This is a genomic window from Spirosoma lituiforme (assembly GCF_054776635.1).
This window is the reverse complement of record NZ_BAAHBO010000007.1, coordinates 240,266-263,187: the sequence shown is the minus strand read 5'-3', so window position 1 is coordinate 263,187 and position 22,922 is coordinate 240,266. Positions and strand designations below refer to the sequence as shown.

Here is a 22,922-nt window from a genome sequence, read left to right as displayed (position 1 = left end):
CAGGCCAACGGTCACGTGCTGCTTACAGGGCATTGATATTTCGAACGAAAATATTATTGGTCGAATTCCCATCGTACGTTTTGGTGGCATCATCATTTACATTGATCGTAAGATTCGATGTACTGGCTGAGCTTGCCGAGGTGCGGGTAATGGTAAAGCCAAGCGTAGCCGTGCTCAGCGCCGAAATTGCCTGACCAGCCTTTATGGTTAGGCTCAGTTGCCGACTACCCGACGCCCCGGATGTAATCGACCAATTTGTGTTAGTTACAGGTACCGGATTGGTGGTACCGCCACTGACATTAATCGTTGTGCGGCTATTGTCATAATCGAGCGAATAGCCCAAGGGTGCCGTGATGGTAATGACAATGTTTCCGCTGGAGGTTGCCTGTCCACCGTACTCGGTCAGCTCCACAATAAAGTTGCGTACAGCATCGTCGCCAGATGCGGTGAAATTTGCCTGAGGAAGCCGGATAATTGGGGATAAATCAGGGCCGTTTATCGTAAACCGCGCTACGCTGGGATCATGGTCGCTATCCTGATCGAAGAATTCCGAATTTATATGAACAACGTCATAGGCATCCAATCGGCTTCTCAATCCACTGCTAACCATAATGTGGTCAATTACCTGCGCATTTCCACCGAAATTATAGGTGTACTGCTCGTTCGCTGGCAGGGTCTCAACCAGTGTCGTTAGCGAGGTTGGGCCGCTGCCCTTCAAAATATTAAGTGGATTGGAGAACTGGAAATCATTCAGATCGCCCGCGACAACGATGCTGGCGTTTGGGTCGATTGCCTGGATGCTGGATACAAAATTCCGCACGATGGTTGCCTGCTGGTTGCGTTGGGCTTCGCTGCTCAATACCGGTGGTTGCGTCTTCCCGAACAGACCCTGATCACCCCCTTTGGAGTTAAAGTGATTGGCGATGACGAAGATCTTCTGACCATTGAACACAAACTCACCAACCAGCGGTTTACGGCTGCTCGAGAATGCCGAATTGGTTGGGTCAATGCGGCCGGGGCTAAACGAAAGCTGAGGCTGACCACCCACGTTCGTTACCGTGACAGCTGCCGTCGAGGTGCCGCCCGCCCGGTCAATGAAGGTGACACGCGCTGCGTTAAAGAGAAAACCGACACGGATGTTACCGCCTGGCTCACCACCGTCTTGTCCGTTGACCGGATCGATCTGCTTGTACGAATAGGTTGGACCACCAGCGGCAGTAATGGCGTTGATAAGCGTCTGGAACGTCGTTGAGGCATCGACCGTGCCGTTGTTTGTGGCACCGTTATTATCCTGAATTTCTTCCAGGTTTATGATATCGGGTGATTTCAGGTTGTTGACGATACGACTGGCCAGGTTACCAAATTTGGTTGCTCCATCATTCGGATCCAGATTTTCGACGTTGAACGTGGCAACTGTTAACTGATTGGCGGTTGGTACCAACGTCGATGCTTCGCGAGTCAGCGTACTGGGCGTAATGGTAAGGGCCGTGCTGGGCAGCACTTCGTAGTCTCCGCCAAAGTAATCCATAACCCCCGTCAGGGAACTGATGCCCGCATTGACATTGATAGCCGTAAGCGATGTGGCCGGGAAACTGCCACCACCACCCGTGTACAGCAATATCCGCTCCGGGTTGAAATCACTGGCACTGATGGCCACACCACCGCGTGGCGTACGACCCGTGGCGTTGGCACCGTTGTCGGCCAGTACCCAAATCGTATTGGCTGAGAGTGTGGGGCTGACCGTTACGGGATTGTTGATGGCCACCAGCATACCTTCCAGACTTTCGTAAAAATCGATACCGTCACTGGCCGGATCAAACGTCAACCCGCTCGTTTCTACGTCACCTGTCTGATCTTCAATGATCTGCGTTGGAATGGTCCGTCCGCCGTTGCCGAGTATCGTCGCAGCGGGTAATGCGTTACCAGTAGAGAGAACTGTAACCGTTGGCGTATTGATCTGGGTCGTTGTGAGGTTATTTCCTCCACTGCTACCACCCGAACGGAATTCGCTTACCGTACCACCCACCGTTACCGATGCACCGACAGGAACAGTTGGTGTCGCATTTTGAAAGACGAAAATACCCTCCGATGTACGGTCGTCGCTGTCCGGGTTGGGGTCCTGCATGTAGAAGCCGTTGTTTCGCAGACCTGTTACGATACCCTGCACGTTGTTGACGGCCTGGCCATTGAGCGGGGAGATATGGGTTGTTCCCTGGATAGAGCGAATAAGCGTGACTGCACTATTATCGACAACGGTTCCGTTAACGGGTAGGTTGAACGTAGCGCCCCCACCAGCGAAAACCAGCGTTGTCGAATAAGTACCTGCACTCAAACCGCTCGTTAATTGCGCAACAAGCGTGGTGCTGGTAAGTCCCGCATTGGTGTAAGGTAGTGTGACCGAACTACCGAAATTGCCACCATTAGACAGAGTAACGGCGGTGTTCGATGAAGTCACCGTGACGTTACCGGCTGCCGGATTCAGATTACTGGCATTGACGGTTACTGTTTGCGACAACGGGCCACTACCTAGGTTGTACGTTAGTGCAACGGGGTTGGGTGTAACCGAAATCGACGGGCTAAGCGTACCACATACACTAACGGGCGATGATGAGTTTCGAGGATTTGCAGCACCCGTTGTGAAATCAGATGCATTGTTGTTTGCATCAGTGCAACCGTTGCTGCCCCGTAAGGCAGCGGTTGCATTGGTAAGATTTGCGGTTGGCCCTGACCCTTCGAAACAGTTCGCCGTTGTGCCATACCCAACAAAGTCAATGACGGTAGCTCCGGTTGGGCAGCTTCCGCTGAGTGGTGTAGCTATATTCGCCAGCGCAACTTTGCCGGTAGTCGCACTCATGCCTATGGCTCCCGTAGCATCTACCGTCGGAAGATTTGTTGTTCCGCCGGCACCAGCTTGTTCCTGAATCAAATAGTAACCGCCTGCTAGAATAGTTCCGCTCAATGGGGTAGTTACCCACGATGTACCTGTCGTTGATGCGTACTGTACAGTCCAACCTGTTACGTCAATTGGTGAGCCGCTGCGATTGAATAACTCAATAAAGTCATTTTTATACGTGCTGCCACTATTACCCCCACCGCCATATATTTGGCTAATAACAATATCGCCCGGGTTAGCTAAACGCACTTTGCTGACAGATGCTCCAGACTTACCTGAAGTAAAATTAGCTCCGCTTATGGGTTGATTGCCGACTTTATCCGAAACGGTAGATTTGGTGATGCGCAACCAACCAGGCTTGCTACTAACCGGAGTTGATTCAGACAAGTTGCTGCCACTGACGCCAACTTTATCACCGGCAAAAAGTGGGACTTTCAGGAAGCCGCCAACATTCGATGCTAAAGCTGCACACAAGAGTAGTCCTCGGGCAACTTGGGTTCGTACAGTTTGTTTCATGAAATAGAGTTAGTTTGTTTCTCTTCTATCACAAAACTAAACTAGTCTCCTTTCATTCGGTCTTATCAAATTGTTATGTTATCAAATATTTTACGTTTGCTCACATAAGGTTGCTTTCTGTTTACTATTACGGCACGTTATGATTAGTTGGTAGACAAGAATCCATCTCTTTTTCGGCTCAGAAGTAGCCGTGTACAAAGTACAGCAGTTGTATTCACCAAGTAGTAACCGTTCGGACTTCAGTGAACCTTGACAATCAAGTAGCTATTTGACGCAAAATAGAGCACAAGAGAAGCTTAGATCCACTTAAATTATCTAAATAGAAAATTTGTAAACAAATTGAAACGTCTATATTTATAGGCAGTTCAGCAAAGATTGATCAGATACAGATCAACGGGTAACCGGATTAATCTTTCGCGGTCGTTACTCATCTAATCTGTGAACATTTAAAAAACTAGGAATGAAATCTTTCGCGAGTTGGTCATTGGCTGGGTTGCTGGTTCTGATACTAACTCAATCTGGTCGTGCTCAAAATACAAAAGGATACAGCCTCGGCGATGCTGTCGCCGATTTTCGATTAAAGAATGTAGACGGGCGCCAGATTACCCTGACTGAATTCCGGTCGCAGCGAGGATTAATAGTTGCTTTCATGAGTAATCACTGCCCCTTCTCGAAAGCGTATGAAGACCGTCTCGTTGCACTGGATCGAAAATTCGCACCGCAAGGCTACCCGGTATTGGCTGTTATGCCCAACGATCCAAAAGCTTACGAAGACGACTCGTTTGAGAATATGCAAATCCGCTCGCGCGAAAAAGGTTATTCGTTTGCGTATGCCATTGATGAAACCCAGACCACCGCTCGTGCTTTTGGCTCGACCCGTACGCCCGAAGTATATGTCTTAAAGCAGGCAGGCGGTCAGTTTATCCTCGAATACATGGGCGCAATCGACGATAGTCCACAGGATGGCTCCAGTGCACAGCGTCGGTATGTAGATGAAGCGGTCAGCAGCCTTCTCAACGGTCGGCCAGTGCAATCCCCGATTACAAAACCAATTGGCTGCGCCATAAAATGGAAGTGAGACGGCCCAACTGATTCCGTCAGGAAAATGTTTTCGACTTTTTTCTTTTCGGGGCTCGGCCTTTTTTGGCATATCGTTTGTCCATTCACTATTGTGAAATCAAACTACACAATGATCATGAAAAAACATCCATTGCTTTTGACCCGTATTAAACACGTGGCTGGTACACTCATGCTGGTGTCATCGCTGGCGCTCCTGCAAGCTTGTGGTTCCGACAACAAAAACGAGTCGCGGACCGAAGACGCCCTTGAAAAAACAGGTGACGCGATCTCTGCCGACACGAAAGATGCGACCGCCGATGCTAAAGAAGATATGCGTGAAGCGGGTGATAAAGCAGAGGCTAAAACGGATGAGTTAGCGGCTGATTTCAAACGGGAACGCGACGAAGCGGTTGCCAAAATGAATATCCAAAAAGATAAACTGGACGCTAAAATCGAAGAATTGAAGGTGAAAGCCGATAAACAGAGCGATAAGGCCAAAGCAGAAACCGAACGCCAGAAAGCCAAGCTTGAGGTAGAGCGCAAGGAGTTAGGCGAAGACATTGACCACGCCCAAAACGCAACGGCTGATGCTTGGAAAGACGTTAAAGCTGGCTTCAAACAAGCAGGTCATGAGATAGGCGATGCTTTTGACAAAGCAGGCGACAAACTCAAGCGTGACGATAACTAGTACCGATAGGCTTCTCTCATAAATCATCCGAAAAGTGCCGACTCTCCCGTGAGGTCGGCACTTTTTTTGTTTTTAAATACTGTGGAGCCTTTTCCTCAGTTTTGAGGATAGATATACAGTTATCACTTGTATTCCAACAGGGAAAATTGTTATTTTGCGGGCTAAATTGACTGTTAAAAGCGAAATGTCTGTCATTAATAAGATCAGAGAACGTTCGGGACTAGCTGTCGGTATCATTGCCGTCAGTTTGATTCTGTTCATTGTGGGTGGTGATTTGCTGGGCGGCCGTAGTTTGCTGTTTGGCGGTAACCAGCAGGAAGTTGGTGAGATTGCGGGTCAATCCATTGATTATCAAGAGTTCAATGCTAAGGTAGATGAACTGCGGGCACAATTTGAGCAACAGGCTGGACGGGCTCCCGCGGATCAGGATCTGGCTCAAATTCGTGAGCAGGCCTGGAATCAGATGTTATTTGACATTGCCTATCAGAAAGAGTTCGATAAGCTGGGCCTTATGGTTTCCTCTGAAGAACTTGTTGATATGGTACAGGGAAACAACATCAGCCCTGCTGTTCGGCAGGCCTTCACGAATCCGCAAACCGGCATTTTCGACAAAAGCTCCATTATCAGCTACCTCAAAGGGTTGAAAAACCTTCCTCCTCAGCAGCAGGCTGCCTGGGCTAGTTTTGAGAAGAACCTGGCGTCCAACCGGCTCCGGGATAAATACGAAGGCCTCATGCGCCTGTCGGTATTTGCCACTACTGCCGAAGCACAGAAGGAATACCAGGCTCAGAATTCGAAAGCAAATGTGAAAATGCTGTTCGTACCGTATTACACGATCAATGATACGACGGTAAAAGTAACGGACTCTCAGTTGCAGGACTACCTGTCGAAGCACAAAGACGAATTTCCGGGTACCGACAGCCGGTCAATTCAGTACGTGACTTTCTCCGTAGCGCCTTCTAAAGAAGATAGCGCAGCACTCTACGGCCAGATTAAATCGCTGGCTCGCGGATTGGGTGGGGCTACCAACGATTCGACCTTTGCTCAGCAGAACAGCGATGTTCGGGTGCCTCTGTACCTGACAGCCGGTGAAATGCCCGAGCAACTTCGGGCGGCTATCCCGACCTTCGCGCCCGGTGGCATCTACGGTCCTTTCCGTGAAGGCAACACGTATTTTATTTACAAGTACAGCGGAACCAAAAAAGATACCAACTTTACGGCTCGGGCCAGTCATATTCTGATTCAGACAAAAGGTCTTGCTGACTCGGCCAAAGCCGATGCTCGTCGCCGGGCAGAAGGTATCCTGAAGCAGATTCAGGGAGGGGCTAGTTTTGAAGCGCTGGCCCAAACCAACAGCGACGATGGATCGCGTTCGGTAGGGGGTGACCTGGGCTATTTCAAGAACAATGGCCAGATGGTGAAACCTTTTGAAACAGCTATCTTCGGAGCAACGTCAGCGGGGTTGATTCCCCGTCTGGTTGAAACCGAATTCGGTTACCACATCATTAAGGTTACGCAACCCAAAACAAACGTATTGTATCGCATCGCGGCCATTGGTAAGTCTATTACGCCAAGCCAGACCACTCGTGATGAAGCACTGCGCAAAGCCGACCAATTCGCATCGGACGTAAATACGAAAGAAGAGTTCGATGCCAAAGTGAAAGAGGACAAATCACTCGTTGTTGCGACGGCTGATCGTATTCCCGAAGGCGCCAATCAAATCAATGCATTGGCGGGTACAGAAGTGCGGCAAATTGTCCGGTGGGCCTTTAATGACAAAACGGATGTTAATTCGGTTTCGGAACCATTTGAAGTTGGTGACCAGTACGTTATCGCTGTACTGACCAACAAAACATCCAAAGACAAAGTTGAAGTCAATGACTACCGGAATGAACTGACCGCTAAAGTTCGGAACGAACTGAAAGGCGAGCAGATCATTGCTAAGTTGGGTAATACGAGCGGATCGCTGGAAAGCATCGCGCAGAAATTCGGTGCCGGTGCGCTGGTAGAAGTTGTTGACGATGTGAACCTGGCAACGGGCTTCCTGCGCAGTGCCGGTGTTGATCCGGTAGCGCTGGGTAAAGCGTTCGGGCAGAAACCCGGCAAGCATTCCAAGCCATTTATTGGCGAAGGAGGAGTGTTGGTGATGGAAACGATGGCGCTGACGCCAGCCCCGGCCATTGCTGATTACACCATGTACAAAACGCAAATTCAGCAGAATAATACATCGCGGATCGGTTTCTACATCAATGAAGCTATTAAAGAAGCCGCCAACGTTGAAGATCGTCGGGCTAAGTTCTATTAGTCTCCAGCCGATACGTTCATAAAAAAGCCCCCGTCTAAAGTAGATGGGGGCTTTTTTATGTAGCGAGGTGGCACAACATCCCTCCCTTTGGTCCGCGTTACTTTATCTGTGCTGTCAGATACGCAATCATCTTGGTAAGGGCCTGCGCTCTGTGACTAATAAGGCCTTTCTCGTCCATTGTCATTTGAGCAAATGTGCGGTCGTAGCCGTCTGGAAGAAAAACCGGGTCGTAACCAAAACCACCTGTACCCTGAGGGGCGTTCAGTATTTGACCGTTAACAATGCCCTCGAACTGATGTTCGACCCCGTGGAGTACCAGCGTGAAGACAGTAATAAAGCGAGCCGTCCGGTTTTTCTCGCTGGCCAGATTAGTCAGTAATTTCTGAATGTTCTGCTCATGGTTTCGACTACCCGAGTAATAGGCCGAATCGACGCCCGGCTCACCATGCAATGCATCGACTTCCAGACCGGAATCATCGGCAAAACAGGAAACGCCGAAGTGAGTCCAGACGTAATCGGCTTTTTGGCGGGAGTTGCCCGGAATGGTCCCTGATGTTTCGGGTAGCTCGTCGGTACAGCCGATGTCGAGTAGAGTTTTCAGCGTGAAGGCACCACCCAGTCTGGCCGTGACTTCCGCTAGCTTATGTTCGTTATTTGTCGCAAAACAGAGTTCCATAGAGGACAAAAAAAGCCGTTTACAGTCGCAACTGCAAACGGCTTCTACTAAAAGTAGCGTACTGGTTTACCGGCCCGGCTGTGGCATGCCTGGCTGCCCCTGACCAGGCTGTCCTTTCTGGATGTCAATCAGGTCAATATCAAATAGCAAAACCGAGTTTGGTGCAATACCCTGGTTGCCACGTGGGCCATAGGCCAGCGTCGAGGGAATAATCAGCGTAGCCTTTTCGCCTTTGTGCATCTTGCTGACGCCTTCTTCCCAACCTGGAATCACCATACCAACCCCAATCTGGAACTGAGCGGGTTTGCCACCTGCCTGTGGGTTTGTGCGCGAACTGTCGAACACTTTACCATCCAGCAGTTTGCCCGTGTAATGCACCTGCACAACGTCGCCTTTGTTTGGCGTTGGCCCACTGCCCGGTTGCGTAACAACGTAGTACACGCCCGATTCGGTTTTTTGAACTTTGCCTGTCAGGCCATTTTTGGCAACGTAGTTTTCAATAACCTTAGCGTCGATACCTTTCTGCTTCTCCATATCGACGGCCTGAGCTTTTTTGTACTCATCTTCCGTCTGTACGTTCAACAGCTTCACGGCAATACCGATGTCGGTACCTTTCTGCACACCCGGAGGTAAGGGTTGCATAGCCCGCGTGAAGAGCGAATCAGCGCTTACGTAGAACGTAGCACTATCACCCTTGCCAAGCATAGTCAGGCCTTCTTCATACGAACCCTTGAAAGGAGGCACCTGCAACAGCATCTGGAAGGGAACCCCTTCTTTGTGCGTATCGCGCAGAACAGAATCCTTATTATTCATCAGGGTAAGATGGAGCGTAAGAATATCCCCAACTTTGCCTTTACGGCTGCCTTCGGTTTGTTCGTGAATTGTGTACTTCAGGCCGTTTTCCGTAACCTGTTGGCGGTTCTTACCGCAGGCCGCAACAACAGCGACGAGTAGGGCGGCTTTCCCGAAATTTTTAAGAGACATGAGAGATTACTTGGTTTAATTTTTCTACACTGTTGCCAGCAGTAACTGCTGGTATTCGGGCAATACGGCTAATAACTTTTGCTCTGTTTCAGCCAGGGATAGTTTGGACCGCCCACCGGAAGCATTGCGATGACCACCACCATCAAAGTACTTATTGGCCAGATCACGCACGGAAAAGTTTCCTATAGAACGAAATGAGATGCGGATCTCGTCGTTCCGGTCAATTAAAATTGCGGCCATCACGACACCTTCTACCGCCAGAGCGTAGTTGACCATCCCCTCCGTATCGCCCGTTTTGGAGCGGTACTGTTTCAGTTCGGCGTCGGTGAGCGTAATGTAAGCGAACTTGTATTCCGGCAAAACCCGCAGCTTTTCATTTAAAACGTAGCCCAGCAATCGAAATTTGTCAATGGTTACGTTATCGAAGATGCGCCGGTGAATGCTGCTGACATCAATGTTGAGGTCTACCAGTTCGGCCGCCATGCGGTGAACATTTCCCGTTGTGTTCGGATGCCGGAACGAACCGGTGTCCGTCATCAGGCCCGAGTATAGACACTCGGCAATGGGAACATCAATCAGGTCCTTGTCACCCAGCGTTACAATCAGTTGGAATACCAATTCTGCGGTGGCGGCAGCCGTTGGGTCCCAGAGGGCAAGGTCGGCAAAGGACTCCGGTTCAAGATGGTGATCAATCAGAATTTTGCGGGCACGAGACTGGCGCACAAGCGGGGCTAATTCACGAATACGGTCGAGGCTCGAAAAATCGAGGCAGAAGATAACATCGGCTTCGGCAATTTGCTGACTGACGGATACCCGCAGCTTTTCTTCGAACGCGATTACGCCGTCGTTACCCGCCATCCAATGAAGGTTCTGAGAATATTCGGTCGGTGTAATAACCGTTACGTGATGGCCTTTTTTGCGAAGGTAGCCCGCCAGCCCCAGCGATGACCCCATCGCGTCGGCATCCGGGTTCTGGTGAGTCGTAATCAGTACAGTTTGGGCTTGCGCGATAACTGCACCAATTGCTTCAATGTCTTGCATATAGAAATGGCCTTGGCCATAATCGAAACCCAAAAGTACGAATAATACTAATTCCTATTGATGATTTGGCCATCGTTGCCAATAACTTTGATTCCTTTGCTCCGATGGTTGCTGTGTAGATGGGCTTGAGAGAATCACGAAGTGGCATTTACGGGGTAAACCCTTACATTTGCGGTCAGCCCGCGTAGGGAAATAATATTTGGATATAAACATATAAAATGGCAACGAACCGAACATTCACTATGATTAAGCCTGATGCTGTCGAAGCCGGGCATACGGGAGCAATTATCAAAATGATTGAAGAAGCGGGTTTCCGGATCGTAGCAATCAAAAAAACACAGTTAACGACCGAGCGGGCTGGTCAATTTTATGCGGTTCATAGTGAACGTCCTTTTTATGATGGCCTGCGCACCTACATGTCTTCGGGAGCGATCGTTCCGATGATTCTGGAAAAAGAAAACGCCGTTGCTGATTTCCGTAAGCTTATTGGCGCGACAAATCCCGCCCAGGCCGAAGAAGGAACCATTCGTAAGTTATATGCCCAGTCACTGGAAGCAAACGCGATTCACGGCTCGGACTCAGACGAAAATGCCGCTATAGAGGGTAATTTTTTCTTCGCCGGTACGGAGCAGTATTAAGTAGTCAGAAGTGAGTAGCGAGGAGTGAGAATAGCTACTGCACGTATCCGGTGGCGCTTTTTTGCTCCTGGCTTCTCACTCCTAACTACTTACTTTCTCATAATACTTGCAAAATTCCCTCAGCGCGCACACAGTACATTTGGGCGATCGGGCGAGGCAGATGTAGCGGCCGTGTAGAATGAGCCAGTGGTGCGCTTTAGGAACGTATTGTTTCGGGATGTGGGCCATCAGCGCTTTTTCCACAGCCAGGGGGGTCGTGGCCGTGAGCGGAGCCAGTCCCAGACGATGAGACACCCGAAAGACGTGCGTATCGACCGCCATTGTCGGTTCATTGTACACCACCGACAGAATCACATGAGCCGTTTTACGGCCTACACCCGGTAGCGTCTGTAATTCCTCAACCGTCGCCGGAATTTCTCCCCCAAACGTATCCATTAATGTTCTGGCCATTCCAACCAGATGCTTGGCCTTGTTATTCGGATAGGAAACACTGCGGATATAGGTGAACACCTCGTCGGCGGAAGCGGCAGCCAGCGATTCTGGCTCGGGAAACCGGGCAAAGAGCGCGGGTGAAATCTGGTTGATTCGTTTGTCTGTGCACTGCGCCGATAAAATGACCGCTACCAGCAACTCATACGGGTTGCTAAAAGTCAACTCTGTTTTAGGTTCCGGGTAATGTTGGGTAAAGTAGTCAATGAAGCGTTTGAACCGTTCTTTTTTTTGCATAGTAATACGTGCTTTGTCCACAGTCTATGTAATTAGACTGTGGACAAAGCACTAAAACCGGCCAATTCAACTGGTCGCTACGTTTGTCGCAGGCGGGCAGGTGGATTGGCTGGATGGTTTTTAGAATACGTTAGGATAGACTGGACTGTATTTCGACGGGGTTCACGTTCAATCTTGTTCATCAACGCTCGTAATTCGAGCGCTTCGAGAAAGAACGTCATCAATTCCGGCTCCGACATTAGGGAGTCTTCAATGAGCAGATTTTCCTCTGGCGAGGTCTCCTCATAGACATACCGGATCACATCATCTTGGGTAAAGGTTTTTATCATAACTCGGCGAACGTTTGCTTAGTTGTTTGCGTAAATTTATTAACGCATAACGCATACGCCCCAAAGCCGTGTTAATGCTGACGCCGGTTGCATCGGCAATCTCTTGGAAACTCATTTCCTCGTAGTGCCGCATGATAAGCACCTGACGCTGTTGTTCCGGCAATCGCTGAATCAATTCGCGCAAATGCTCGTGTGTTTCCTGCCGAATCTGGAGAGATTCGACTGAATCCTCCGCAAACTCGAGCGTATTGAAAACACTGCTTCCGTCCTCAAACACCACACTGGGGTAGCGTTTATCTTTTCGGAAATAGTCAATGGCCAAGTTGTGAGCAATTCGGATAATCCAGGGTAGAAATTTTCCCTCCTCGTTGTATCTACCCGACTTAATGGTGTCCACGGCTTTGATGAACGTGTCCTGCATTAAGTCTTCTGCAATGTACTGATCTTTAACGATCAGGTAGATTGTCGTGTAAATCTTCGATTTGTGCCGTTGCACTAATTTAGCAAAGGCTTTTTCATTACCACGGATATACAGGGAAATCAACTCACTGTCGTTTACCTGGGCTTTTTCCATTTTCAGTAAGACAATTATGTAACGTAGAGCAGTGTTTCGATAGTGTATGGGAGAGTTGTGTTTTTTTGATATTTTAATTTTTCCAGCCTTAAAAGTAAGAAAAAAATAGGCTTAACTGCAAATTAATGTTGCAAAAAATCTGCCAAACGGTAGCATTTCGATTAAAAACTTATTTTTTGTTCTCGAAGACTACTGAGTTGGGCGGAATTTGCCAAATCTAGCTTATTCAGAGAATTAATTGTACTTACGTTTGATACATTCCTATAGATTCACTTGGCAGGCTATTCGTTTAAAATTAAATTAAAATTTTTTTGAGCCTTCTGTAAGTCGTTCGGTATCCATTCCGTCAGACTAGTCTGGTACGTCAACCATAGCCGTTGGGGGTGCTTACTAGTCGGCTGCTATCAATTCCCAAGTCAGTTCTATTTTTTAGTCAACCTATTGATTTACTGTGGCAAATACCTACTTTAGAGTCTTCGCAAGCTATTAGTTTGACTAATAGGTATTCTATGAAATCACGTTGGTCTGGAATCATAATGCTTGGCTGCTATACGGCCTGCTTCGGGCAATCGTGTCCTGTATTGCCGGAATTGGACTTCGATCGACGGAGCGACTCCGCTTACATGGATAGTTTACTCAGTCTGGGCCGTGTGCATAGACAAATTTCAAGCCAACTACCCCGAACTTCGTCCAACGACACATTACGGTTGGAGGGTATACGGTTCATGGCATTGGTATTTAAGCAGATGCGGGGTAGCCAACGGGATAGTAGCTTTCTGTATGCCAGGCAGCTGGAAGAGCAGGCGCTGCGTTATCACAACAGGCTGTATACGGTTCGGGCTATGATGTTGCAGGAACATTACATTCGAACCATCAAAGGTGATTTCTCCCAGGCGCTTCGAATCAATCAACGGGCTTCTGAACTGTGTGTGAAGCTACCCCAGGAAAGCTCTCCGCGCTGGCAGGTTCAGATGAACATGGGCGATATATACCTGCTTCTGAAAGAGTATGACCATGCCCTGCGCAGCTACCAGCTCTCCCAGACTTTGCTGGGGTACAATACATCGCTGACGCCCAGAAACAGGAAATTACTCATTAGCCAGGCCGTGACCCAGCAGGGCGAGGTGTATGAAATCCGCGGTCAGCATGACCTGGCGCGCCAGCAATTTGAGACCAGCTTAACGATTGCCCAGGAGGTGCACTCCCAAATAAATGTAGCCTATACAAACGAACGCCTGGGCGATTTTTTTATTAGCCGGCACCGGCCTCTGGAGGCCATCAATCACTTTAACGACGCACTGGCTGTTTGGACCAAACTTAAGGATCGGGCCGGACAGGCAGTTGTGTGGGCCCGGCTGTCGGAGGCCTATACGTTAGTCAGCAAGCCTGAGTTGGCCATTGAATTTGGGGAGAAAGCCGCTGCCGTTGCCCGCGAGTCAAAATTTATTCAGGTGCAGCAACTGGCTACTCAATCGCTGTACCAGGCTTATCGGTTGGCTAACCAGCCCGCTCAGGCACTGGCTATGTACGAAGAGTACAGCATGCTCCGGGATAGCCTGGCAAATCTTAATCGGATAGAAGAACTGTCGGCTGTGCAAAAAAAGTATGATATAAACCAGGTTCGCCTGGCTGCAGACAGGGAGCGGGTCATTCAGCGCCAACAGCTGATCAACATTCGTCGACAAGCAGAAATTGCCCGGCTACGGGCGGAAGCCGAACACGAGCAGCTAGCCGGACAAACCCGCATGAGCCAGCTTCAGCAACGAATTGAAACGGAACGTTTGCGCGCCGAATCGCAGAAGAGCCGGTTGGAACACCGGGCACACATCAATAAGTTGAGTCACGACATCCGGCAGGCGAATCTGATGCGGGTTGTTATGTTCGGTGGGCTGGCTATGCTCCTCTGCTTTCTAATACTTTATTATCGAAAGAATCGGCTGATCAATCGGCAGAAACGGGAAATAGAGGAACTGAACAGGGATCTGGAAGACAAAGTGTTTGCCCGCACCGTTGAGCTGAAGTTAGCCAATGACCAGTTACGGGCCAAGAACCGGGAGATTGAAGAAGCCCTCCTGCGTGGGCAAACACTCGAACGGAAGCGAATGGCGGCCGATCTGCACGATAGTCTGGGTGGCTTGCTGGCTGCAATCAAAACCAGCATGTCGGCCCTGAATCCGGCACACATGGCGGAGGGTGAACAGAAGATTTACCACAATCTGCTGAATATGGCCAAAGAGGCCTTTGCTGAAATTCGCTACCTGTCGCACAATCTGCAACCCGACGAACTGGAAAAACAAGGCTTGTCGGAAGCTTTGACCCGGCTGGTCACCAAACTCAATCTGACCCAGAAAATAACCTTTCGGCTCAATAACAAAGAGCTGCCCCGTCTGGGCAAAACGGCGGAGTTCAATCTGTATTCAATCTGTATCGAGCTTTGCAGTAACATTCTCCGGCATTCGGAAGCGACGGAGGCCGACATTCTGTTCCGCCGTTTCAACAACGAACTGAACATGATCGTGAAGGACAACGGCTGTGGTATGGACCCTACCGATGCCACTGGCATGGGTCTGCATAATATTCAGGCCCGGATGGACCTGATCCAGGGGCGCTATGAAATTCACTCTGGTAAAGGCGAGGGCACCACGTTTATCTTTATCCTTCCTGTTTCGCCAAATCTGGCCATTGCCTGAGCGCTGAGTCAGCGATTACTTGATCTGCCCGTCAACCAGAAATTCATTCTTGTCGAAATACGGTAGTTTCTGGAAACCCGATACGGTATAATGCCGGATGCCCCAGCCTTTGCTGGTGCCAGGTCCACTATTGAGCGATAGGCGACGCTCCGATGAATAGAGCGGATTTCTGGTCTGCAAAACAGCGTCAATCCGGCTTGGCTTATGGGTTGCCGAATCGAGTCGTACGGTAAGCGACCGAACCGTCAACCGCTCTTCCGAATTTTTCAGGGTGTACTGATACGTCAGCGAATCTGGCCGGATGATCTGATAGCTGCTACGAAGAGCGGGCTTGTTGATATCGGCCTGCGTGAACAGCTCCAGTTCGCGCGTCCAGTTAATGTCACGAGTGGTTTGCTGGTTTCGCTTTTCGTTAATGGCGACCGTCTTGCTGATGAGTGGTTTTTGGGCTGATAAGTCCGTAATCTGGCCTTTCACGTAGCTTAATACGTCGTAATAAACATTCGGCTGGGTTTGCTGGGCGGGATCATTGCAGCTACTGATTAACAGGGAGAATGAGAGGAGAACGGGATAAACAAAACGCATAAATCAGGACAAAACGGGCGTTGATGAAGAGAGCCTTACGGGAGAACCAACACGATTTTTAACAAATCGGTTTGGGTAATCAAATTCTGAACCAAATTTGCAGTCAGAATGCTTTCTTGGTAAACAGGTTGATGTGTATGGTTTGAGGTTTTCGGTCGCCAGCTGGCAACTGATCTATCCGTGAGCTAGCAACAAACCTCAAGCCACAAACATCAAAAAATTAATGTCATTTATGGAATACGATGTGATTTTCATTGGTTCGGGGCCGGGTGGCTATACGGGCGCAATCCGCTGTGCTCAGCTCGGATTAAAAACGGCCATTATTGAAAAATATCAGTCGCTTGGTGGCACCTGCCTGAATGTAGGTTGCATTCCGTCGAAAGCGCTGCTCGACTCGTCAGAGCATTACTACAATGCCGCGCACACGTTTGCCGAGCATGGCATTAAGCTGGCCGATTTGCAGGTTGATCTGGCTCAAATGATTGCCCGCAAAGCCAGTGTAGTCGATCAGACAACGAAAGGGATTACGTTTCTGATGAAGAAAAACAAGATCGACGAACTGCATGGTTTTGCTTCGTTCGTTGATCCGCATACCATTAAAATTACGAAAGACGACGGGTCGGAGCAGGTTATCAAAGGCAAAAACATTGTGATTGCTACGGGCTCGAAACCGATGTCGTTTCCATCGATGCCCATTGATAAAAAACGGGTCATTACGTCTACCGAAGCGCTTCAGCTTCCCGAAATCCCAAAACACCTGATCGTCATTGGCGCGGGCGTCATTGGTGCGGAACTAGGCTCGGTATACGCCCGGATTGGTTCGAAAGTGTCGTTTGTGGAGTTTGCCGATTCGATGATTCCGACGATGGATAAAACGATGGGTAAAGAACTTCAGAAGTCCGTTAAAAAGCTCGGTGCCGATTTCTACTTCAGCCATAAAGTGACCAAAGTAGAAAACACGGGCGACGAAGTTGTTGTCAGCATCGACACGCCAAAAGGCGAACAGATTACCCTTACCGGCGATTACTGCCTGGTATCGGTTGGCCGTCGCCCCTACACCGATGGACTGAACCTGGAAGCGGCCGGGCTGAAAACTGATGCGCGGGGCAAAGTTGAGGTAGACAATCACCTGCGTACGAGCGTTCCGCACATTTATGCTCTTGGCGACGTGATTCGGGGTGCTATGCTGGCGCACAAAGCCGAAGAAGAAGGAACGTTTATTGCCGAAACTATCGTGGGCCAAAAGCCACATATTCACTATAAACTGATTCCGGGTGTGGTGTATACCTGGCCGGAAGTAGCATCGGTAGGCTACACGGAAGAGGAAGTGAAGCAGGAAGGCATCCCGTATAAAGTCGGCTCGTTCCCGTTCAAGGCACTGGGTCGGGCACGGGCGAGTATGGACGTTGACGGGCTGGTGAAAGTGCTGGCGCATAAAGAAACCGATGAGATTCTGGGCGTTCACATGATTGGTGCCCGCACCGCCGATATGATTGCCGAAGCGGTTGTTGCCATGGAATTCCGGGCATCTGCCGAAGACGTATCGCGCATGTCGCACGCGCACCCGACCTACACAGAAGCCTTCAAAGAAGCCTGTCTGGCCGCTACCGACAACCGGGCAATCAATATGTAATTGCCTAGACATAAACGTACACGGGCCCGGTTGCTGCAAAGCGGCCGGGCCTGTTTTTGATAAAAATAGTGTATTTACTAGTAACTTGTAATCGTTTGCTTATGCCTGTACTATCAATGTTTTACGGTATTATTATACGAATGTTTTATTTTGATAATAAAGAACACCATCTACCCCATATTCATATAGAATATTCCGGCCAAAAGGCAGTTGTTTCTATACCTGAAGGTAGTTTACTAACAGGTAGTTTTCCGGCCGGGAAACTGAAGTTGGTGCAGGCTTGGGTTGAGATACATGAAGATGAACTGATGGCAAACTGGCAGTTAGCAACGGAGGGTAATACCGTCTTTAAAATTGATGCATTAAAATAAACTGTTATGCGGTTTCTAACATACATAAAGCCTCTCAGCGATTATAGATTGGTCTGTACGTTTGACAATGGTGTTAAAAAAGTCGCCGACCTTACTCCTTATTTGCAGTCTGAAGCATTCAGACCTCTACAAAAACCTGAGCTATTCAGCGAAGTGGAGAACAAGCAGTACTACGTAGAATGGCTGGGTGGAGACATCGATTTAAGTGCTGATACATTATGGCATATAGGCACAGGCTTACAGAACGCCTAGCTTGTTTTAAACGACTTCGCTTCAGAAATACACGGGCCCGGTTGCTGCAAAGCGGCCGGGCTTTTCTGTATATTGCTTTCTTAACCAATACAGCCTTTACAATGAAAAAAACAATTACTCTCCTCTTTACCGTGCTGGTCGGCTATGCCCAGGCACAAAATGCGGATTCAGTCGCCATCCGGAGCATCTATAACGAAGCCCTCGCCCATGGTAAATCCTACGAATGGCTGCGCTACCTCACCAAGCAGGTCGGGCCGCGCCTGAGCGGATCGGCAGGTGCGCAGAAAGCCGTTGACTGGACGAAACAGGTGATGGAAAAAGAGGGGTTCGATCGGGTGTTTCTGCAGGATGTGATGGTACCCTACTGGGTGCGGGGCGCGAAAGAAGAAGCCTATATCCGTACGGGTAAACAGAAGACTACGGTACCCATTGCGGCCCTGGGCGGTTCGGTGGCTACGGGTCCCAAGGGTGTTGAGGCTGGCGTTATTGAGGTGAAAAGCTTTCCCGAATTACGGGCATTGGGACCGGACAAGGTAAAGGGCAAGATTGTCTTTTTTAACCGCCCCATGGACCCCACTAAAATCAATACCTTCGAAGCGTACGGCGGAGCCGTCGATCAGCGGGCCAATGGCGCTACGGAAGCCGCTAAACTGGGCGCTGTTGGGGCCATTGTGCGCTCCATGACCAACATACACGACGACAATCCACACGTGGGTGGTATGCGCTACGGCACTGGCGTTCCACTAATTCCGACGGCGGCCATCAGTACCAATGGAGCCGATCTGCTGAGCAAGTCCCTGGCCGAGAACCCAGGCCTGACTTTTTACTTCAAGCAAAGCTGTGAGTCATTGCCCGACGCCAAGTCATACAACGTCGTCGGTGAAATCAGGGGCAGCGAGAAACCCGACGAAATCATTGTGGTGGGCGGTCATCTGGATTCCTGGGATTTGGCCGAAGGCGCACACGATGATGGCGCGGGCTGTGTGCAATCCATTGAGGTACTGCGAATCATGAAAGCGCTGGGTATCAAGCCTAAGCGTACCATCCGGGCGGTGATGTTCATGAACGAGGAAAACGGCCTTCGGGGTGGTGTTCAGTATGCTGACTTAGCCAAAAAGAATAATGAAAAGCACATTGCCGCCGTCGAATCCGACAATGGAGGGTTTACCCCACGCGGCTTCGGTATTGTCGGTACGCCTGATCAACGGGCAAAAGTAACCCCCTGGAAACCACTGCTGGCCCCGTACGGCCTTCTGGAAATCGGGGCTGGCGGGGGTGGGGCTGATATTGGCCCACTAGCGCAGTCGGGAACGGTTTTGTTTGGCTTCAAGCCCGATTCTCAACGGTATTTCGATTACCACCATACCACGATAGATAAGTTTGAAACGGTTAGCCAGCGCGAACTGGAACTGGGTGCTGCCTCGATGGCGGCTCTGGTGTACTTACTGGATCAACACGGATTGTAGCAGGGTAATAAGTCGATAACGAGTAATGGATACGTCTGGAGAGACAGGGCTACACACCTGCTTCTTCAGACTTTTTTTGTGGCCATTTACGGCAATATTCAACCAATAGCAAGGTATCTATTAAAATAGTATTAACGTAATATTATTTTGTATTTAATGTTAAAGATAGAATATTGTATTATTTTTTAATTGAAAGGCCATTGGTTGTTGCGTAGATTTAGGGAAAGATTGGCGTGTATACCTGTTTCTTTTTTTTCCTAACAGCTTATGAAACACCGTTTAACAAATGTATCAGGACGTTATTATTGCCTGATGATTGCCTTCTGGCTGCTCACATCGGCGGTCGGTTGGGCGCAAAACACAAGCCGCACGATCACGGGAAAAGTCCTCTCAAAAACCGACGGGAAAGGCCTTCCGGGTGCTAACGTACTGGTTAAAGGGTCTACCGCAGGGGCCGTAACCGATGCCGACGGAAACTTCTCGATTAGTGCCCAGCCTAGTGCCACGCTGACTGTTTCGTACATTGGCTTCATCTCGCAGGAAACGGCTATTGGCAATCAGACTGAACTGACCATTTCTCTGACAGAAGATGCCTCGCAGTTAAGCGAAGTAGTGGTGACGGCTCTGGGAATTTCGCGCGATAAAAAAGCGCTGGGCTATAGCCTTCAGGAACTGAAAGGGAATGAACTGACGCAGGCTCGTCCGACAAACCTGGTTAACGCGCTGTCGGGTAAGATTGCGGGTGTTCAGGTGACGGCAACAAACGGTTTACCCGGTGCTTCGTCACGAATCTTGATTCGGGGGGCCAACTCCATTGGAGGCAATAACCAGCCGCTGTTCGTGGTCGACGGGATTCCGATCGATAACGGCAGCTACAACGTAACGCCCGGCAGCACCGGCGGAAACGTAAACAATGTAACGACCGATTATGGTAATGGCGCTTCGTCCATCAACCCCGACGATATTGATAATATTTCGGTTCTGAAAGGAGCCAACGCAGCCGCACTTTATGGCTCCCGGGCGGCCAATGGAGTTATTCTGATCACCACCAAACGGGGGGCGAGCAGCAAGAACATCGGGGTAACGGTGAACACAAATACGACCTTTGACAACCCGCTACGGCTCCCCGACTTCCAGAATGAATACGGACAGGGGCTTAAGGGTCAGTTTTCGTACGTAGATGGCCTGGGTGGTGGGGTTAACGATGGCGTGGATGAAAGCTGGGGACCCCGGCTGGATGGTCGACTGATTCCGCAGTACAACTCGCCCATCGGGGCTGATGGCAAACGGACCGCCACCCCCTGGATTGCCCGACCCGACAACGTGAAGAATTTTTACGATACGGGTGTTACCACGAGCAACAGCATTGCGCTCACGGGTGGTACTGAAAAAGGCGATTTTCGGTTGGGCTATACCAACCTGTATCAGAAGGGGATGTTGCCGAACACGAATTACAAACGGCAAAATCTATCGTTCAATGCCGGCTGGAATTTCACCCCGAAGTTCACGGTTCGGACCAGCATTAATTACATTAAGGATGGCTCCGACAATCGACAGAATCTAAACCTTTACTGGATCTGGTTTGGCCGTCAGGTTGATCTGGAAGACCTCAAGGCAAATCCCGTCGAAACGGGCACCGATCCAAGCCAGTGGCCGGTTCAGCGGAACTGGAATTCGAATTACTGGAACAACCCGGCGTACGCACTGAGTAACTTTAAATACGCAAACGATAAAGACCGCATTATTGGCAACATAACCGCTACCTATAAATTAACCGACTGGCTAACGCTGACGGGGCGCACGGGAACCGATTTCTCGAATGACCGGAGAATGACCAAACAGGCTAAAGCGGTGGGCCTGCCCAACGGAAGCTATGCCGAAGATGTCGTTTATGTAAGCGAAACAAACAGTGATTTCCTGTTGACGGCCGACAAGCGGGTTAGCGAATTTCACGTTGTGGCATCGGTAGGGGGTAACATGCGCCGGAATTTTACGCAGCGGGATTATATGTATGCCTCAGAGCTGACGATTCCGAATCTCTATAATATTGGGAATGCCAAGTCACGCCCGACGGTCTATAATCGGATGACTGATAAACGCGTGAATAGTCTCTACGGCTCGGCTTCGCTGTCGTTCCGGGATTATTTGTTCGTTGATCTCACAGCCCGTAACGACTGGTCCAGCACGTTGCCCGCTGGCAACCGCAGCTATTTCTATCCATCCATCTCGGCCAGCGCAATTCTGACGGATATGCTCGGAATGACGTCCAACGTTCTGTCGTATGCCAAGTTGCGGGGTGGCTACGCGCAGGTGGGTAACGATACCGATCCGTATAACCTGACGCAGGTTTTTTCGAACGAAACGGCCTGGGGGAACACCACGACTTTCTCGGAGAACAACCTGATTTACAATCGGGACCTGAAGCCTGAACTAACAACGGCCATTGAGTTTGGCGTTGAAACGCGGTTGTTCCGGAATGCCCTGAATTTCGAATTTACGTACTACGACAAAAACACGAGCAATCAGATTCTGCAAGCTAACGTAGCCCAGAGTTCAGGCTATTATAACTCGGTCATCAATGCCGGACGGATTCGGAACAGCGGTTTCGAGATTGAATTATCGGGAGCACCCATTAAGCGTGCGGGTGGTTTTCGCTGGGATGTAGGCGTCAACTTTGCCCTGAACCGCTCAAAAGTGGTCGACCTGGGAGGCCTGTCTACGTACCAGATCAACACGGGTTCGCTGCTGCGGAATGTAATTCTGGAAGCGCGTCCGGGCGATCCTTACGGGAATTTCTACGGTACCTATTACCGGCGCGATCCAAGCGGTAGCCTGATTTTCAATAGCCAGGGCTATCCAATTATGGCGTCGGATCGGAAGGTGGTTGGTAACATCATGCCGAAATGGACGGGTGGTTTTCAGAACACGTTTACCTACAAATGGGTGTCGCTCAGTTCGCTGATTGATGTGCGATACGGGGGCAATGTGTTCTCGCAGGGCATCAACATTGGCCGTTATACGGGTGTGCTGGCCGAAACACTACCCGGTCGCGAGGGGAATATTGTCGGGCAGGGCGTGGTGGAGAAGGCCAACGCCGATGGCACGTTCACGTACACCCCGAATACGACAGCGGTGGCCTCTGCCGATGATTATTATCACAACTACTACAATCGGAACGTTAACGAGAACTATATCTTCGATGCGAGCTACGTCAAGCTGCGCGAAGTGCGACTGGGCTTTGCTATTCCGCAACGCTGGTTGGGCAAGACTCCATTCCGCAATGCTACGTTTGCGCTGGTGGGCCGCAATCTGGCGCTGCTCTACAAAAATCTGCCGCACATTGATCCCGAGACCAGCTACTACGGCGACGGGAACGTACAGGGGTTCGAAAATGGGAACACGCCCTCGGCGCGTAGCATGGGCTTCAACCTCAACTTTGGCCTTTAAAAAATTTGTGTAAATAGCTGTTAAACAGAAAAGTACCGATATAACACCG

The 22,922-nt window shown here is 49.8% G+C and carries 18 protein-coding genes; 10 read left to right on the top strand and 8 right to left on the bottom strand.

The genetic code is table 11. The features are described from left to right. Positions 1-22: 22 nt before the first annotated feature. The gene (locus ACYU87_RS21910; RefSeq protein ID WP_461136239.1) at positions 23-3,409 is read right to left on the bottom strand and encodes a lamin tail domain-containing protein; all 3,387 of its coding nucleotides are present in this window, start codon (positions 3,407-3,409) and stop codon (positions 23-25) included. A 460-nt stretch (positions 3,410-3,869) separates the two neighbouring features. Between ACYU87_RS21910 and ACYU87_RS21905 the strand changes: the two genes are divergently transcribed. The 3 genes from ACYU87_RS21905 (at position 3,870) to ACYU87_RS21895 (ending at position 7,461) form a co-directional block, all read left to right on the top strand. Beyond that, positions 3,870-4,487: a thioredoxin family protein gene (locus ACYU87_RS21905; RefSeq protein ID WP_461136238.1), complete on the top strand. Its 618-nt coding sequence runs from the start codon at positions 3,870-3,872 to the stop codon at positions 4,485-4,487. Positions 4,488-4,604: 117 nt separating this feature from the next. Then, entirely contained in the window at positions 4,605-5,156 is a 552-nt protein-coding gene (locus ACYU87_RS21900; protein WP_461136237.1) for a sll1863 family stress response protein, read from the top strand. Between the two features lie 184 nt (positions 5,157-5,340). Next, on the top strand, positions 5,341-7,461 hold the full coding sequence (locus tag ACYU87_RS21895) for a peptidylprolyl isomerase (protein ID WP_461136236.1): 2,121 nt from the start codon (positions 5,341-5,343) through the stop codon (positions 7,459-7,461). 97 nt (positions 7,462-7,558) lie between these two features. Here the strand turns inward: ACYU87_RS21895 and rdgB are convergent, their stop codons facing one another. From rdgB to ACYU87_RS21880, 3 genes are all read right to left on the bottom strand, one after another. Then, positions 7,559-8,137 (bottom strand): RdgB/HAM1 family non-canonical purine NTP pyrophosphatase, encoded by a 579-nt coding sequence (rdgB, locus tag ACYU87_RS21890; protein WP_461136235.1) that lies wholly within the window; start codon positions 8,135-8,137, stop codon positions 7,559-7,561. Positions 8,138-8,203: 66 nt separating this feature from the next. After that, positions 8,204-9,121, bottom strand: a complete 918-nt coding sequence (locus tag ACYU87_RS21885; protein WP_461136234.1) for an FKBP-type peptidyl-prolyl cis-trans isomerase — start codon at positions 9,119-9,121, stop codon at positions 8,204-8,206. 24 nt (positions 9,122-9,145) lie between these two features. Further along, positions 9,146-10,162 (bottom strand): DHH family phosphoesterase, encoded by a 1,017-nt coding sequence (locus ACYU87_RS21880; protein WP_461136233.1) that lies wholly within the window; start codon positions 10,160-10,162, stop codon positions 9,146-9,148. Positions 10,163-10,380: 218 nt separating this feature from the next. Here ACYU87_RS21880 and ACYU87_RS21875 point away from each other — a divergent pair, with 218 nt between their 5' ends. Further along, positions 10,381-10,800: a nucleoside-diphosphate kinase gene (locus ACYU87_RS21875; RefSeq protein ID WP_461136232.1), complete on the top strand. Its 420-nt coding sequence runs from the start codon at positions 10,381-10,383 to the stop codon at positions 10,798-10,800. Between the two features lie 81 nt (positions 10,801-10,881). Here the strand turns inward: ACYU87_RS21875 and nth are convergent, their stop codons facing one another. The 3 genes from nth to ACYU87_RS21860 all read right to left on the bottom strand — a co-directional run bounded on the left by nth (position 10,882) and on the right by ACYU87_RS21860 (position 12,429). After that, a complete protein-coding gene (gene nth / locus ACYU87_RS21870; RefSeq protein WP_461136231.1) occupies positions 10,882-11,526 on the bottom strand; it encodes an endonuclease III in 645 nt (214 codons plus the stop codon). Positions 11,527-11,603: 77 nt separating this feature from the next. Beyond that, positions 11,604-11,855 carry a hypothetical protein gene (locus ACYU87_RS21865; protein ID WP_461136230.1) on the bottom strand — a complete coding sequence of 84 codons (252 nt, stop codon included), beginning with the start codon at positions 11,853-11,855 and terminating at the stop codon, positions 11,604-11,606. Further along, complete coding sequence (locus ACYU87_RS21860) at positions 11,830-12,429, bottom strand: RNA polymerase sigma factor (protein WP_046577036.1); 600 nt, start codon at positions 12,427-12,429, stop codon at positions 11,830-11,832. The genes ACYU87_RS21865 and ACYU87_RS21860 overlap by 26 nt, the downstream gene beginning before the upstream one ends. 725 nt (positions 12,430-13,154) lie before the next feature. On the opposite strand from ACYU87_RS21860, the gene ACYU87_RS21855 reads away from it, so the two are divergent. Continuing rightward, a complete protein-coding gene (locus ACYU87_RS21855; RefSeq protein ID WP_461136229.1) occupies positions 13,155-15,119 on the top strand; it encodes a sensor histidine kinase in 1,965 nt (654 codons plus the stop codon). A gap of 15 nt (positions 15,120-15,134) precedes the next feature. Here ACYU87_RS21855 and ACYU87_RS21850 read toward each other — a convergent pair whose 3' ends face one another. Further along, positions 15,135-15,704 carry a hypothetical protein gene (locus tag ACYU87_RS21850; protein WP_461136228.1) on the bottom strand — a complete coding sequence of 190 codons (570 nt, stop codon included), beginning with the start codon at positions 15,702-15,704 and terminating at the stop codon, positions 15,135-15,137. Positions 15,705-15,915: 211 nt separating this feature from the next. Here ACYU87_RS21850 and lpdA point away from each other — a divergent pair, with 211 nt between their 5' ends. The 5 genes from lpdA to ACYU87_RS21825 all read left to right on the top strand — a co-directional run bounded on the left by lpdA (position 15,916) and on the right by ACYU87_RS21825 (position 22,873). Continuing rightward, positions 15,916-17,337, top strand: coding sequence for a dihydrolipoyl dehydrogenase (lpdA, locus tag ACYU87_RS21845; protein ID WP_461136337.1), 1,422 nt, complete (start codon positions 15,916-15,918; stop codon positions 17,335-17,337). A 101-nt stretch (positions 17,338-17,438) separates the two neighbouring features. Continuing rightward, on the top strand, positions 17,439-17,708 hold the full coding sequence (locus ACYU87_RS21840) for a DUF4160 domain-containing protein (protein ID WP_461136227.1): 270 nt from the start codon (positions 17,439-17,441) through the stop codon (positions 17,706-17,708). A 6-nt stretch (positions 17,709-17,714) separates the two neighbouring features. Beyond that, positions 17,715-17,960, top strand: a complete 246-nt coding sequence (locus ACYU87_RS21835) for a DUF2442 domain-containing protein (protein WP_461136226.1) — start codon at positions 17,715-17,717, stop codon at positions 17,958-17,960. 101 nt (positions 17,961-18,061) lie between these two features. Further along, positions 18,062-19,426, top strand: coding sequence for a M28 family peptidase (locus ACYU87_RS21830; RefSeq protein ID WP_461136225.1), 1,365 nt, complete (start codon positions 18,062-18,064; stop codon positions 19,424-19,426). Between the two features lie 267 nt (positions 19,427-19,693). Beyond that, the gene (locus tag ACYU87_RS21825) at positions 19,694-22,873 is read left to right on the top strand and encodes a SusC/RagA family TonB-linked outer membrane protein (protein WP_461136224.1); all 3,180 of its coding nucleotides are present in this window, start codon (positions 19,694-19,696) and stop codon (positions 22,871-22,873) included. Positions 22,874-22,922: the final 49 nt, after the last annotated feature.